At 63.5% G+C, this 13,552-nt stretch carries 19 protein-coding genes; 8 read left to right on the top strand and 11 right to left on the bottom strand.

Annotated features, from left to right (window positions below):
* The first annotated feature begins 17 nt into the window (after positions 1-17).
* The 3 genes from samp2 to BM083_RS15090 are packed head-to-tail and all read left to right on the top strand — an operon-like array spanning position 18 to position 876.
* The gene (samp2, locus tag BM083_RS15100) at positions 18-251 is read left to right on the top strand and encodes a ubiquitin-like small modifier protein SAMP2 (protein ID WP_089870271.1); all 234 of its coding nucleotides are present in this window, start codon (positions 18-20) and stop codon (positions 249-251) included.
* On the top strand, positions 251-631 hold the full coding sequence (locus BM083_RS15095) for a GNAT family N-acetyltransferase (protein WP_089870270.1): 381 nt from the start codon (positions 251-253) through the stop codon (positions 629-631). The genes samp2 and BM083_RS15095 overlap by 1 nt, the downstream gene beginning before the upstream one ends.
* Positions 632-669: 38 nt before the next feature.
* On the top strand, positions 670-876 hold the full coding sequence (locus BM083_RS15090; RefSeq protein ID WP_089870269.1) for a hypothetical protein: 207 nt from the start codon (positions 670-672) through the stop codon (positions 874-876).
* 27 nt (positions 877-903) lie between these two features.
* Here BM083_RS15090 and BM083_RS15085 read toward each other — a convergent pair whose 3' ends face one another.
* Positions 904-2,277 (bottom strand): phosphoglucomutase/phosphomannomutase family protein, encoded by a 1,374-nt coding sequence (locus tag BM083_RS15085; protein WP_089870268.1) that lies wholly within the window; start codon positions 2,275-2,277, stop codon positions 904-906.
* A gap of 148 nt (positions 2,278-2,425) precedes the next feature.
* Here BM083_RS15085 and BM083_RS15080 point away from each other — a divergent pair, with 148 nt between their 5' ends.
* Positions 2,426-2,986 (top strand): NADPH-dependent FMN reductase, encoded by a 561-nt coding sequence (locus BM083_RS15080; RefSeq protein ID WP_089870267.1) that lies wholly within the window; start codon positions 2,426-2,428, stop codon positions 2,984-2,986.
* A gap of 7 nt (positions 2,987-2,993) precedes the next feature.
* Here the strand turns inward: BM083_RS15080 and BM083_RS15075 are convergent, their stop codons facing one another.
* The 3 genes from BM083_RS15075 to larB form a co-directional block, all read right to left on the bottom strand.
* Positions 2,994-3,236 carry a GIY-YIG nuclease family protein gene (locus BM083_RS15075; RefSeq protein WP_089870266.1) on the bottom strand — a complete coding sequence of 81 codons (243 nt, stop codon included), beginning with the start codon at positions 3,234-3,236 and terminating at the stop codon, positions 2,994-2,996.
* Between the two features lie 115 nt (positions 3,237-3,351).
* The gene (locus tag BM083_RS24225; protein WP_009366865.1) at positions 3,352-3,498 is read right to left on the bottom strand and encodes a DUF7563 family protein; all 147 of its coding nucleotides are present in this window, start codon (positions 3,496-3,498) and stop codon (positions 3,352-3,354) included.
* A gap of 150 nt (positions 3,499-3,648) precedes the next feature.
* On the bottom strand, positions 3,649-4,410 hold the full coding sequence (gene larB / locus BM083_RS15070; protein WP_089870265.1) for a nickel pincer cofactor biosynthesis protein LarB: 762 nt from the start codon (positions 4,408-4,410) through the stop codon (positions 3,649-3,651).
* 252 nt (positions 4,411-4,662) lie between these two features.
* On the opposite strand from larB, the gene BM083_RS15065 reads away from it, so the two are divergent.
* Positions 4,663-4,830, top strand: a complete 168-nt coding sequence (locus tag BM083_RS15065) for a DNA-binding protein (protein WP_009366863.1) — start codon at positions 4,663-4,665, stop codon at positions 4,828-4,830.
* Positions 4,831-4,886: 56 nt separating this feature from the next.
* On the opposite strand, the gene rpiA is transcribed toward BM083_RS15065, so the two are convergent.
* A complete protein-coding gene (gene rpiA, locus BM083_RS15060) occupies positions 4,887-5,579 on the bottom strand; it encodes a ribose-5-phosphate isomerase RpiA (protein WP_089870264.1) in 693 nt (230 codons plus the stop codon).
* 133 nt (positions 5,580-5,712) lie between these two features.
* Here rpiA and BM083_RS15055 point away from each other — a divergent pair, with 133 nt between their 5' ends.
* Both BM083_RS15055 and BM083_RS15050 read left to right on the top strand, forming a co-directional pair.
* Positions 5,713-6,150 (top strand): hypothetical protein, encoded by a 438-nt coding sequence (locus BM083_RS15055; protein ID WP_177197656.1) that lies wholly within the window; start codon positions 5,713-5,715, stop codon positions 6,148-6,150.
* Positions 6,143-6,658 (top strand): DUF7965 family protein, encoded by a 516-nt coding sequence (locus tag BM083_RS15050; RefSeq protein WP_089870263.1) that lies wholly within the window; start codon positions 6,143-6,145, stop codon positions 6,656-6,658. The genes BM083_RS15055 and BM083_RS15050 overlap by 8 nt, the downstream gene beginning before the upstream one ends.
* A gap of 14 nt (positions 6,659-6,672) precedes the next feature.
* Here BM083_RS15050 and BM083_RS15045 read toward each other — a convergent pair whose 3' ends face one another.
* The 3 genes from BM083_RS15045 to BM083_RS15035 form a co-directional block, all read right to left on the bottom strand.
* Positions 6,673-7,797 (bottom strand): ORC1-type DNA replication protein, encoded by a 1,125-nt coding sequence (locus BM083_RS15045; RefSeq protein ID WP_089870262.1) that lies wholly within the window; start codon positions 7,795-7,797, stop codon positions 6,673-6,675.
* Between the two features lie 126 nt (positions 7,798-7,923).
* The gene (locus BM083_RS15040) at positions 7,924-8,082 is read right to left on the bottom strand and encodes a DUF1059 domain-containing protein (RefSeq protein ID WP_083851020.1); all 159 of its coding nucleotides are present in this window, start codon (positions 8,080-8,082) and stop codon (positions 7,924-7,926) included.
* A 123-nt stretch (positions 8,083-8,205) separates the two neighbouring features.
* On the bottom strand, positions 8,206-9,201 hold the full coding sequence (locus BM083_RS15035; protein ID WP_049893683.1) for a radical SAM protein: 996 nt from the start codon (positions 9,199-9,201) through the stop codon (positions 8,206-8,208).
* 193 nt (positions 9,202-9,394) lie between these two features.
* On the opposite strand from BM083_RS15035, the gene BM083_RS15030 reads away from it, so the two are divergent.
* Entirely contained in the window at positions 9,395-10,546 is a 1,152-nt protein-coding gene (locus BM083_RS15030) for a DUF373 family protein (protein ID WP_009366855.1), read from the top strand.
* Between the two features lie 94 nt (positions 10,547-10,640).
* On the opposite strand, the gene BM083_RS23815 is transcribed toward BM083_RS15030, so the two are convergent.
* The 3 genes from BM083_RS23815 to BM083_RS15015 form a co-directional block, all read right to left on the bottom strand.
* Positions 10,641-11,354 carry a hypothetical protein gene (locus BM083_RS23815; RefSeq protein ID WP_245756903.1) on the bottom strand — a complete coding sequence of 238 codons (714 nt, stop codon included), beginning with the start codon at positions 11,352-11,354 and terminating at the stop codon, positions 10,641-10,643.
* A 331-nt stretch (positions 11,355-11,685) separates the two neighbouring features.
* The gene (locus BM083_RS15020) at positions 11,686-12,528 is read right to left on the bottom strand and encodes a polyprenyl synthetase family protein (RefSeq protein ID WP_089870261.1); all 843 of its coding nucleotides are present in this window, start codon (positions 12,526-12,528) and stop codon (positions 11,686-11,688) included.
* A 73-nt stretch (positions 12,529-12,601) separates the two neighbouring features.
* A complete protein-coding gene (locus BM083_RS15015; protein WP_089870260.1) occupies positions 12,602-13,324 on the bottom strand; it encodes a class I SAM-dependent methyltransferase in 723 nt (240 codons plus the stop codon).
* Positions 13,325-13,552: the final 228 nt, after the last annotated feature.

Genomic DNA, 13,552 nt, shown 5'->3' with positions numbered 1-13,552 from the left:
CGGAACAGAGCAGGGCTATGGACGTCACTGTCGAAGTCGTCGGCGAGGAGCGCCACGAGGTTTCTGTCGGTTCTGAGGGGACCTACGCCGACCTCTTGGCCGCTGTCGACCTCAGCCCGCACGAGGTCTCTGTTCTCGTCGACGGCCGCCCCGTCCCCGAAGACCAACGAGTCGAGACGGACCACGTGAAGGTGCTTCGTCTCATCAAGGGTGGGTCAGCGTCGTCGCCCGACGGTTCTGAGAGTCGGTGATGTCGGTTCGTCCGGCCACTACAGACGAACTCGTCGCCGTCATGCGTCTGCTGGACGCGGCCGTCCTCGAAGCCGAGGCGAGCGTCGTCGGAGACCGCATCGACGACGGGGCGGTGTTCGTCGCCGAGAGTGAGAGAGAGCGCCGAGTCGTCGGTGCGCTCGTCCTCGACGGCTCTCACGTCGACGCCATCGCCGTGCAGAAGGAGCGTCGCGGGCGCGGTATCGGGCGGGCGCTCGTCGATGCAGCGTCGGCGGCCGTCGACGGTGCGCTCACGGTCGACTTCGACGAAGGAGTACGACCGTTCTACGCGTCGCTCGGATTCGACATCGAGCAGCGAGACGGTCGATTGTGGGGCGTTCGACGTGCTTCGAAGGAGTAGCCCACAGAGATTTATCCTCCGACGGCCGAGTAGATGTCATGAACGCCAAGTACGGACTCGGCGTACTCGGGTGGCTCCTCGTCGTCGTGCTCGTCGCTCTCTTCGTCGTCGACGACGCCTTCACGTGGCTCGAACAGGGGGCGCTCCCGGGTGTCGAGTTCTTGATTCTCGGTGTCGTCGCGCTCGTCGCCGTCGTCGTCGGTCTGCGGAGTATGCGTGCACACCGACCGCCGCCGGGACACTGAGGGAATTAGGAATTACCGAATTACCCCTCAGAGGAACGCACTGACGAGTTCGCGGCCGTCTGCGAGCAGTGTCTCCACCTTCTCTTCGCTTCCTGCTTCGGCGTAGACGCGCATGGCCGGTTCCGTTCCCGACGGACGGACGAGGAGCCACGACCCGTCGTCTAAGAGGAGTTTGAACCCGTCGAGCGTGACGACTTTCGCCACCTCGCGGCCGGCGACTTCGTCGGGAATCTCGCTTTCGAGGTCCGACAGCACCTGGGACTTCTTGTCGTCGGGACACTCCAAACTAATCTTGTCGGCGACGATGTCGCCGTGTTCGGCCAGCAGGCGGTCGACACGGCTGTCGATGGACTTCTCGCTCGCGGCCGCACCGGCGACGAGCGACATCAGGACGCCGTCTTTCTCGCGGATGTGCCCGCGGATGGAGAACCCGCCGGACTCCTCGCCACCCATGAGCGCATCGTGTTCGCCCATCCCTTGAGCGACCCACTTGAAGCCGACCGGTGTCTCGAACACCTCTTCGTCGTGTGCTTCGGCGATGCGGTCGATGAGGAACGTCGTCGAGACGGTCCGGACCGCCGGCCCGGAGTCGGTTTCGAGCAGGTAGTCGTAGATGGCGGCGAAGAAGAGGTTCTCGTCGAGGAAGCCGCGTTCGGGCGTGACGAGGGCGAGTCGGTCGGCGTCGCCGTCGTTGGCGACACCGAAGTCGGCGTCGTGTTCGCGGACCGCCTGAATCAGTTCTTGCAGGTTCTCGGCGCTCGGTTCGGGCGAGGAACCGCCGAAGGTCGGGTCGCGGTCGGTGCGGAGCGTGATGACCTCCGCACCCGCGGATTCGAGCAGTTCGTCCGTCACACCACGGCCGCTCCCGTGCATTGCGTCGTAGACGACGGTGAGGTCCGAGAGGTTCGCCTTCACGAGGTCACGGGCGTGGTCGGCGTGGTCGGCGACGAGGTCGACGCGTTCGATGGTTCCCTGTTCCGCTTCGGGGAGGAACTCCGGTTCGCGGAGGTTCGCTTCGATTCGCTCTGTCACGCCGGGAAGCGCCGGCGCGCCGTCTTCGGGGATGAACTTCACGCCGTTGTACTCCGGCGGATTGTGCGACGCCGTGACCATGAGCGCGCCCGCACAGCCACGGTTGACGATAGCCCACGCCGTGACGGGCGTCGGACAGTCGCTCTCGGGGAGAATCACGTCGAAGCCGTTGCCGGCCATCACTTCGGCGAGGCTCTCGGCGAACCCCTCCGACGTCTCGCGGGCGTCGTAGCCGACGACGACCGGTTCGTCGTGTCCTTCTTCGGTCAGATAGTCGGCGACGGCCTGTCCGACGATGCGGACTCGGTCGTCGGTGAAGGTGTCGAGCGTCGCGCGCCAGCCGTCCGTTCCGAACGCGATTTGGTCCATACCGGTCTCTCCCGCTCTCGTCTCAAAAAACCACTCCCCATCGTCGGGTATCGTTGTGTCGTCACCCCACTCCGAATCGTGACACCAGCCTATCTGTTTCTCGCGGAAAGCCGACGAGTTTTACACTATCCGTCTCTGAAACTCGGTCATGACAACCGTCGTCGCTGTCTGTGGCAGTCGTCGTGACGGCAGCCACACCAAGACCGCACTCGAACACGCCCTCGCCGCCGCCGAAGCGGCCGGGGCCGACACCGACCTCATCGACCTCGGAGCCGTCGACTTACCGCTCTACCACCCCGACGAGGACGCACAGGGCGAGTCTGCCGAACTGGTTCGTCGCGTCCGCGACGCAGACGGTGTCATCCTCGGCTCTCCTGTCTACCACGGGTCGTACTCCTCGACGCTGAAGAACTTCCACGACTACTGTTCCGGCGACGACTACGAGGATACGGTCGTCGGTCTCCTCACCGTCGCTGGTGGGTCGTCCTACGGCGCGACGCTCGAACATATGCGCAGCACCGTCCGGAACGTCCACGGGTGGGCCATCCCGCAGCAGGTCGGTATCCCCCGCGCCTACGACCAGTTCGAAGACGGCGAACTCGTCGAAGACGGCATCCGCGAGCGAATCGAGGCGCTCGGACGACTGGTCGCCGAGCACGCCGACGCCGTGAGTCACGGCCAAGCGCCGTTCGCCGCCTGCGACGACTGAGTTATCGTTATTCGTCGACGACCAACCGCTCTTTCTGCCGACGCGTCAACTGCTTTATCTCGTACTCTCGGCTCATCGCCGCCGACTTCGAGTCGTACGACTCGGTGTAGACGAGGTCGACCGGCGTCCGTCCGCGGGTGTACTTCGCGCCCGTCCCATCGTTGTGCTCCGAGACGCGTCGCTCGACGTCGGTGGTGTAGCCCGTGTAGTAGGAGTCGTCGTGACACTCGACGATGTAGACGTAGTGCACGGCCGGACAAGGGGTGGGACGCGCATAAGGCGTCCGGAACCCCCGGCCGTACAGCGGTGGATTGTAGATTGGCTTCGCGTGGTGGTCGTGTACGTTGCGTTACCTGACTCAATGATTATGCGCGTGCACGCTGTCGAGCGACTTCCGCGATACCCGCGTTCGCCGAGCAGTTTGGACAGGCGAAGACTCGCCCGGTCGCGTCGGCAAACACGCGTGCGAAACGCTCCGATACGTGCGACCCGCAGTGGTCGCAACTTGGCATAGTTGTCCGGCTCCACCGTTGCCGGTGCTCTCAACTATGGGTTGCATCCCCATATAGGTTCCTCACGCGCGCATACGTGTGCGCGCGAAAGCGGCAACATGTTCCGGAGTGTCACGGTACTCGGTGACGATATCCGTACAGAACTGTCGCTCACGAGGGCCGAGCGTCGTCGACGGCGCGGGCGACGAGACCTGCCTGCGCGCCAGCGACGAACCCCGCACCGATGTTGACGACGGAGATGATGGTACACGACTGGAGCATCCCGTCGAGCGCCGCGTGGCCCTCGCCGCCCGCACCGTACCCCGTCGGGACCGGTAGGCCGATGACTGGCGTGTCGACGAGACCGGCGACGACGGTGGGCAGCGCACCCTCTCGGCCCGCCGCGATGACGAGGACGTCCGCGTCCCTGAGCGTCTCGAGGTGGTCGAGGACCCGACCGAGGTGTGCCACACCCACGTCTTCGACGAACTCCACCGTCGCTCCCATCTCGCGGGCGATGACGGCGGCTTCACCGGCGACCGGTGCGTCGGAGGTGCCGCCGGTGACGATTCCGACCGTCGCGTCGAGCGTCGGCGGGTCGAAGTCCACTCCGTGGACGGTGATCGTCTTCGCTCGGTGGTCGTGGTCGACAGTCGCGTCGGCGTCGTCGAGGTGGTCCGAGACGGCCGCGACGTCGTCGGCGTCGACACGGGTGACGACCGCGCGACCCGTCGTCTCCAACGCCGTCTCGGCGAGGTCCGCGACTTCCGTCGGCGTCTTTCCTTCGGCCAGAATCGCTTCGGGAACGCCGCGACGCTGCTCGCGAGCGGCGTCGAACCGCCCGGCGTCCGTCGTCGCGTAGCCACGTAACTGCACCTCCGCCTCGGTCGGAGAGAGGTCACCGGCGGCGACCGCCTCCAGTAGTTCACGCATATGCGTCGTTCGCGCCCACGGCTACTCGTAGATGTCGTTTGTACTCGGGCGGTTCGCCGGTCTACATGATTCATCGATTGACAGTTCAGTAAAGTGAACCGACCTCCGACACCGGCTTTCTCGGACAGGTCGGCCTTCAGAACAGCCGCACATATATATTCGTTGGCTGTAAAAGGCAATATTGTACTGCCAGAGACGCTGACGGTGCGATTCAGGAAATCTTATTAATAAGGCCTTGGTAGACGAGGGTGCATGGCAGACCTCATTGTCAAAGCAGCAGTCAAGGAGTACCTCGACGAGAAGAACGTTGCGTCCGACTTCTACGACGCACTCGACGGGGAAGTCAAGGAACTGCTCGAAGACGCTGCACGTCGCGCAGAAGAGAACGACCGAAAGACGGTCCAGCCGCGCGACCTGTAAACTCGGCTTTCAACACTTCTTCCATTTATTTCGCCGGTGAGCGACAGCGACGCTCACTACCGCGATAGCTCGTGGACGGTGACTCCCTCGTCTCTCCCGACGTGTACCTCGTCGGCGACGCCGACGAACAGTCCGTGTTCGACGACACCCGGCGTCTCCGAGAGCGTCCGGGCGAGTGCCGCCGGTGTGTCGATGAGGCCGAACTCGCAGTCGACGACGAGATTGCCGTTGTCGGTGACGACTGGTCCGTCTTTCCGCTCGGCGGTTCGAAGTGTGGGGTCGCCACCGGCCGACCGAACTGCCGACGCGACCGTCTGACGAGCCGCGGGGAGCACTTCGACCGGTACCGACCGGTCGAGCGTCTCGGCTTCCTTCGAGGGGTCGGCGACGACGACGAACCGATCTGCGGCCGTATCGACGATTTTCTCTCGGGCGTGAGCCGCCCCACCGCCCTTGATGAGGTGGCCGTCGGCGACTTGGTCGGCCCCGTCGATTGCGAGGTCTATCGTCTCTACGTCGTCGAGCGCGACGAGCGGAATCTCGGCTTCGCGGGCGAGTTCACGCGAGGCGAAGGAGGTCGGAACACCGTGAACGTCGAGGCCGGCGTCGACGGCCCGCCCGATTGCACGGATGGCGTAGGCGGCGGTGCTGCCGGTTCCGAGACCGACGACCATCCCGTCGGTCACGAGGTCAGCGGCGCTCTCCCCGGCGTTTCGTTTCGCGGCGTCGCTCCCGCCTGTCGTCTTCATACTCGTGACTCCCCGTGCGAGGGCAAAAACCGCCCGGTGCTCGGCGTCGACGACGCAGGGTGTACGAGTCACGACACCGCCTGTCGTGTCGGCCAGCGCATGTCGTTTTGCCCCTTTCTCTCGAATCTCTCGTATGGTTCCCCTGGCGCTCTCGCATCTCGCCGTCCGGTGGCTGCACGTGCTCGGGATGGCACTGGCACTCGGCGGCGCACTTCTCGCGTGGGCTTCTCTCCGTCTCGACCTGCCCACGAGTGCAGCACTCGCCGTCGCCGCCGCCTACGAACGACTGTTCTGGGCTGCGATGGGGCTGCTCGTGATGACGGGTGTCGGCAACCTCGGCGCGCTCGCCCCGTCGATACCGGGCGGCGAGTGGAGTGAGACGTTCTCTCTCAAACTGTTCCTCGTCGGACTCGTCCTCCTCGGGTCGCTCGTGCGGAGTCTCCTCGTCGTCGACGCCCGCCGAACCTCCGCGGACACGCTCGAAACGGTGTCACTACGTCGCGCGTACGCTGCCACTTCCGTCTTCCTCGGTCTGATTCTCGTCCTCGCGGAGGTGCTGGCACATGGCTGAACGCGACGAGGGTGCGGCGAGCACTGAACCGGATTCGTTGCTCGTCTGGTGTCTCGCGACGTTTCACACGACGCTGTTCGTGCTCGTTCCGCTCACACTACTCCACTGGGCTGGCGCACTCGGGGACCTGCTCGGCGGACTCTCGACAACTGTTGGACTCGCGCTCTACGGCCTGCTCTGGGCGACGACGTGGGCGACGAACCGACGACTGCTCGTGACGACGCCGTTCGCGTGGACCGAACGCTGGGCGCTCTCGAAGGCGTCGGTGAAGTGGGGTGGGGTAACGGGTAGTTGCTTCTTCCTCGAACTCGTCGCCGTCGTCGTCGGACAGGCCGCCGTCGCCGGCGAACTCGGTGTGCCGAGTGCAGCGTCGGTGTTGCCTATTCTGTTCGTCCTCGCACTCGGCACACTGGTGGCGTTCGTCGTCGGCGCACTCGTCGGCGTGGGCCAGGTGGTACTCGACCTGACCGCGCTCCGCGTCGTGGAAGTGGTCTCGGCCCGGAACTAGAACGACACCACAACCTACAGTCGCGTCAACACGGCCTCGGGGTCGTAGGCGAGCGTCAATGAGCGCGAGCGTCCGCGGCCGCCGACGTCGGCGTACGTCGCCTCGATGACACCGAGTTGGTCGAGTTTGTTGATTATCTCCGAGTAGCGGGTGTAGCCGAGGTCCGTCTCCTCGTGGAAGGCGTCGTAGACGGTTCCGGCTTGTTCGCCGTTGTGTTCGGCGATGACGCGGACGAGCGCCTGTTCGGACTCCGAGAGGCCGCGAAGACTTCGCGAGAGGTGGACGTACTTCGACTTGTCGTAGGCCTCGTTGACGTCGTCGACGCTGACCGTCCGACTGGCGCGCATCTCGGCGTTCAACCCGGCGCGTCGGAGCAGGTCGATTCCCACCCGGAGGTCGCCCTTCTCGGCGGTCAACTCGGCGACGCGGTCGAGTTCGGGCGCCCCGACGACGCCGTCGTGAAACCCCCGCCGGGCGCGTTCACGCAGGATGTCGACGATGTCGTTCTCGTCGTAGACGGGGAAGTAGACCTCCTCGGGGCGGAAGACGCTCTGGACGCGCGTGTCGAGTTCGTCGATGACGTCCAACGAGAGGTCCGAGGAGATGACGATGACGCCGATACGCGCACCCGAGTGGGCCTCGTGTGCCCGGAGAAGCGAGTAGAGCGTATCGGACGCCTCGTTCTCGTAAAAGAGGTAGTTCACGTCGTCGAGGGCGACGACGAGCACCTCCTCGTCTTCGACGAGGCGGTCAGTTATCTGGCCGAAGAGTTTCTTGAACGAGATTCCCGACGACGGCGGTTCGTAGTCGAAGATTCCCTGAAAGATGCGCGAGAAGACGGCGTACCGTGTCGAGTCGACCTGACAGTTGACGCGGACGGTTCGCACGTCGGTCTCTGCGCTGAGTTCCCCGAAGAGTTTCTGGACGGCAGTCGTCTTGCCAGTGCCGGGCGGACCGCTGACGATGGTGTTGAGGGGACGAGCGCCGCGAACCGCGGGTCGAAGTGCGTATTTGAGGCTCTGCAGTTGGCTCTCGCGATGCTTGAACGTCTCCGGGACGTAGTCGATCTCGAAGACGTGCTCGTCACGGAACACCGTCTCGTCCCACGACAGCATCCCCTCTTCGGGGTCGTCTGGCATCACTTTCACCACGCCTCGGCGACTACTTAATCGTTTGCCACGGGCGGAGTGAAAGTGAAGCCTCTCGTGTCTGTCGCCGTGGCCGGAAAAACGCGGGGTCGCCGCCGAAACTACGTGAAGTGACGCTCAGGCGTTGGCCATTCCCTTCCGCACGTCTTTGTCGCTGATGGACATCCCGTGTTTGTCCTGGGCGTGTTCACGGACGATGTGGATGACCTCGCCCTCCTCGTTCGCTCGTATCATGAAGTTACAGTCTTCCATCGTGCACTCGAACTGTTTTGCCATGGTAATTCACCGCATAGAACAACGACGGCTGACAGCATAACAGTCGCGTCGAGATAGCTACATCGAGAATGTGGGTAGAAACAGGACGTTCGACGGGAACAGACGAGTTCGCTGACTTCGCTCTCAGGCCAGCGGTGTCCGCTCGACGACGGTGCCGTCCACCGTCGGATACTGTTCGACGATTTCGCCGCTGTCGACGTCGCCCTCGGAGACCATCTCTTCGAGGAGCCACCACGCCAGTTCGACGTGTTCGGACTTGACGGTGTAGAACTCTGCGGGGATACCGAGTTCCTGCAGACGACGTTCGGTGACCCACGTCTTCCCGTAGACGATGGTGCCGTCGTCCGTGATGTCGTCGAACTCTCGGCGGATGTTCTTCGCCATCCGTTTCAGACGGTTACGGTGCTGGGCGGCGTCCTTGAAGACGCTCGTACAGAAGTAGACACGCTCGTGGTCGCCCATCGCGTCGAGGATAGCCTCCTTCGACCCGTCGACGGCCGACATGTGACCCTCTTGGAGTTCGTAGCCCTCCTCCTGCATTCGCCGGTAGTTTCCGTCACTCATCTCGAACTCGTTGATGTTACAGAAGTCGGCGGCCCCCTCGTCCAGGAAGTCGAGGAACTCCTGTTCGGCGCGGATGCCGGGAATCTCGAAGGCGGGGGTCAGCCCTTCTTCGCGGGCGATGTAGAGGATCTCCTCCCACTCGGTGCCGTGCATGTCGCCCCAGAGTTCGTACGGCGGATGGAAACGAATCTCGTCGAGGCCGGCCTCCGAGAGGCGACGCATGTTCTCGCGGCCGCCCGTGATGCCCGTGTAGAGGTGGGTGTGGTGGTCCTCGCCGAACTCGTCTTTGAGAAGCGAGAGGTAGCGACAGGTCTTGTCCATCGCCTCTTGCGGTTCGCCGCCGGTGATAGAGGTTCCCAGTGCGTCCATCCGATTCGCCTCCGCGATGACGTCTTCGTCGGATTCGACGAGACGTTCGTTCGCGTAGACGTCGGTGACGTTCTTTCGGTTCTCACCGAGAGGGCAGTAGAAACAGTCCCGCTGGTCGCAGTAGCCGTAGACGAACAGGACCATCTTGCCACCCATGGCGCACTGTTCACAACCCTTCGAGATCATCGTTATCTGTACTCTACTGTGAGGAGACCCAAAAGCAGTGCGACTTGCGATACAGACCGTGAGTGGCGCTCTCTCACGTGGACACGACGGCACGTCCGGTGCCAGCGAGACACCACGATCTCAGTGCCGTCGCCCGGTCAACCCCTCGTCCGCTCCCGAAAACAAATATAGTCCCACGACATAGGTTCGCCCGATGCTCTTGGTCCTCTGTGTCGACCTCGACGACGACCTCGGTCGCAAGACGGGGATGCGGACGCCCGTCCTCGGCCGAGACACCGTCGAGGATGCCGCAGTCGCCCTCGCCACCGCCGACCCCGAGGACTCCGACGTGAACGTCCTCTTTCAGGGTATCCACGTCTACGACGAGGTTGCCGCCGAAGGCGGTGAAGAGGTCGAAGTCGCGGCCGTCACCGGCGTCAACGGGAGTGACGTCAAGGCCAACCGCGTCGTCGGTGAAGAGGTCGACACCGTCCTCGCGAGCCTCCAGACGGGCGAGAACGTCCGCGCCATCGTCATCACCGACGGCGCACAGGACGAGTCGGTGCTTCCCGTCATTCGTTCTCGCGTCCCCATCGACGGCGTCCGGCGCGTCGTCGTCCGACAGGCGCAGGATTTGGAGTCGATCTACTACACGATGAAGCAGGTGCTCGCGGACCCCGAAACCAGAGGGACCATCCTCGTTCCCCTCGGCATCTTGCTCCTCATCTACCCGTTCGTCGTCGTCGCCAGCTTGTTTCAGGTCCCCGGAACGACGGTGCTCGGACTCATCTCGGCACTTCTCGGCCTCTACACCCTCTTTCGCGGCCTCGGGTTGGAGTCCGTCGTCGACGACACTGCCGAACACCTGCGGAACGTCCTCTACGCCGGTCGGGTGACACTCATCACCTATATCGTCGCCGCAGCGTTGCTCGCCGTCGGCGGGTTGCAGGGGTTAGAGACGCTTCGGGCGGTCCAAGAGTCGGTCGGCGGGACGCTCTCACCGACTGTCGTCCTCGCGTCGCTCGTCCACGGCGCGGTGCAGTGGTTCGCCGTCGCCGGTATCACGAGTAGTCTCGGCCAGGTCACAGACGAGTATCTCGCCGACCGTTTCAAGTGGCGCTATCTCAACGCGCCGTTCTACGTCGTCGCCATCGCCCTCGTCCTCTACGCCGTCTCGGGGTTCTTCCTCTCGGACGTGGTTGGGCTTGGCTCGATACAGACGGGCGAGGTGACGATTCGCGCCATCGGGCTGACCGACTTGGCCGTCGCGCTGACCGTCGGCACGCTGTTGGGCGTGTTCAGTACGGTCGTGTTCGCGATTGCTGAGTCGCGGTTTCCGACGGCGATAGAGCCTGAAGCGGCGTGAGTGAGGCTGAATGTATCCGAGATTCTGTGTGATTACCAACTCTGCACTGTTCTCAGAGTTCGGCCGATCTCGCTTGGAAACCGTGCCCGTTCTTCTACTGCTCGCGAATGTCCTGCATGTCCGGATGTTCGACTTTATCTTCGTCTGAAAGCGGACGATCCGATGAGAGAGTCCGATATAACTCGTCACGGGTCTCCTGCCATTGCCGATGCCGGCACAGAACGTACACTGGAACCGAATCGAGATTCAGAATAGATGCGATAGCGAACCGGTGGAACCCTTCGAGCCAGTATATTTCTCCTGTCCGAGCGATTGCGACGAGTGGTTCTAGATGGTTGGCGTACGCGTTCTCGAAGTGATTGTCTTCTGCCGGCTTTTCGTGAGATGCCGCTTCGTTCGGACGGTATCCTTCTCGCTTGATTGAATCGAACAGGTCGTCAAGATACGCACACCGGGTACGTAGATATTCCTCGACAGTGCGGTATCCACGGACAGTTTTGTGGTGCTCGAACTCCGCGCATACCTCTTGATAGAGAACAGTGTCCTCCCAGTCTTTCTCCTCTTCAAATCGCTCACTGAGGCCGATGTACGTCGAGGTTTTGCGAATCCTCTCACAGTTGCTCGGGTCATCCCATCCACCCCCTTCGACACGGGCGAGGCCCCAATCAAGTCGGAGTGTCGGATGATATCTCTGCACCGACGACGGATTCACCGAGAGGAGTTTGTACGGAGGGGCGGGGGCACGATAGGTTCTCTCGTTGCTGTGATGATGCCACGCCGTGTATTCCCTGAACTGTTCGAGATTCACTACAAGAGACTGTGTGAGTGGGCTGGATATTCACTTCGGTCGACCGGTTGAACGTAGTACAAAAGCCCACGCGCTCTCGACTCCTGCGGCTCGTTGCACTCCTCGGTCTCTTCGGTCGCTGTGGTGCTTGCGCCTGCCGTCTTCCTCCAGCGACTCGCCCCTTTCAATCTCGCCCGCCGCAACCACATCCTCCCCAGCCGATTCGCTCGCTCTGCTCGCTCATCCCTCGCGTGCGTGTCTCGCGGCGATGCAACGCCGCGAAGCCACGCGCCTTTGATTCCCCGAGTGTCGCCACTCTCGTCTCCCTATCTCTGAAAACCCGAATCTCGAACTACCGCTCTCGGACGATGACGAACTCCGCGAGGTCACGGAGATACTCTTTCGCCTCGGAGTCGTCGACGCTCGCCGCGTCGAGGGCGTCGAGCGCCTGGTCGGCCTGACTGCGGGCACGCTGGTTGGCCTCTGCGGGTGTGAGGTCCGTCACCTGCACGAGCGACGGGCGGTCCATCACCTCGTCCTGTCCAGTCGGCTTGCCGAGGGCGTCGGCGTCGGCCGTCGCGTCGAGGACGTCGTCGCGAATCTGGAAGGCGACGCCGACGCGTTCGGCGTACTCGCCGAACGACTCGATGGTGAAGGCGTCGGCACCGGCGGCGATGGCACCGAGTTCTGCGGCCGCGCGGAACAGTGCGCCCGTCTTCCGGCGGGCGAGTTCCATGTACTCCTCCTCGTTGGTCGGCCGAGCGACGAGTTCCGTTGCCTCGCCTTCACCGAGTTCGACCATCGACTCGGCGACGACTTGCATCGCCTGTTCGTTCGCCGAGAAGAGTGCGAACGCTTCGCCGAGCAAGCCGTCGCTGGCGACGATGGCGGGACCGTAGCCGTACTCGGCCCACGCGCTCTCGGTGCCGCGGCGGATGTCCGAGCGGTCGATGATGTCGTCGATGACGAGCGAGGCGTTGTGAACGAGTTCGATACCGACTGCAAAGTCGACAGCGTCGTCGGGCGTCCCACCGGCCGCTTCACAAGAGAGAATAGTGACTGCGGGGCGAACGCGCTTCCCACCAGCGAGCGCGACGTGAGAGAGTTCGTCGGCTAGCTCGTCGGGTTCGACAGCCTCGATGACGGCTTCGAGACGGTCGTTCACGAGAGCGACCCGGCGCTCCAAATACTCCATTGTCGGTTTCGTAGGGGCGGTCAGGGAAGTACGTACCGGATTACTGGGAAAACCGAACGACCGGCCTCCTGACTCACCCGGCGAGCACGCCGCGAACGACGAGAAACGTCGGCTCCCGTGACACCCGTTCGTAGGCCTCGGGGTCTTTCTCTCGAAATCGCTCTGTCGGTCGCGCTTCCACCAGTTCGTCGAGTCGAAACCCCGCCGCCAGCATCGGCCCGATTCGACCGCCGAGCGACCGGTAGTAGAACGGAACGTCCACCGGGTCGCCGAACCCGCTCCACTCCTCGCTGAACGTCTGTGTCTCGAAGTAGTTCTCCGGCTCCAACCGCGTCGCCTCCGCGAAGGGGTGGTGCATCGAACAGACGACCCGACCACCGGGCCGAAGCACCCGCGCTACCTCCGCGAAGAGCGCGTCCCAGTCTGCGACGTAGTCGAAACAGAGCGAGGCGTGGACGAGGTCGAAGGCGTCGTCCGTGAAGGGGAGCGGCGACCCGAGGTCGAGTCGAAGAAACTCGGCCCCCGCCCCGACGCGCTCGCGGGCGTGTCCGAGCATCGTCGGACTCACGTCGGCGGCGACGACGTTCGCACCCTCACGCACGAGATGTTCGGTCGTGATGCCCGGCCCACAGCCAGCGTCGAACACGTCGAGGCCGTCGAGGTCCGGGAGCACCGACCGCGTCGCCGGACGCTCTAAGTCGGCGTTGAACGGTTTGGCGGGTGCGTGCTCGGCGTAGCCATCGGCGAGGGACTCGTAGGCGTCGAGCGCCAGCGGCCGCTCGGAGTCGTCGGTCATGCTCGCTCTGTCGCGGGCACCGAGAAAAGGGTTGGTCACCTTCTTTCACTGTACCGCGAGCGAGGGCGAAGCCCGAGTGAGCGGGCCGACGAACGAATGGAAGCGCGGCTTGCCGCGCTGAAATGAGAGAGGAGTGTTTACGAGAGCAAGGCTCTCGTTCACCAACCAGAAATCGCAGATTTCTGGTGATGCTTTTGGTGCGAGAGACGGCGCGGAGCGCCGTCTTTG

The organism is Halogranum rubrum, assembly GCF_900114455.1.
Taxonomy (GTDB): domain Archaea; phylum Halobacteriota; class Halobacteria; order Halobacteriales; family Haloferacaceae; genus Halogranum; species Halogranum rubrum.
The sequence above is the reverse complement of the archived record's forward strand: the minus strand, read 5'-3'. Positions and strand labels throughout refer to the sequence as shown.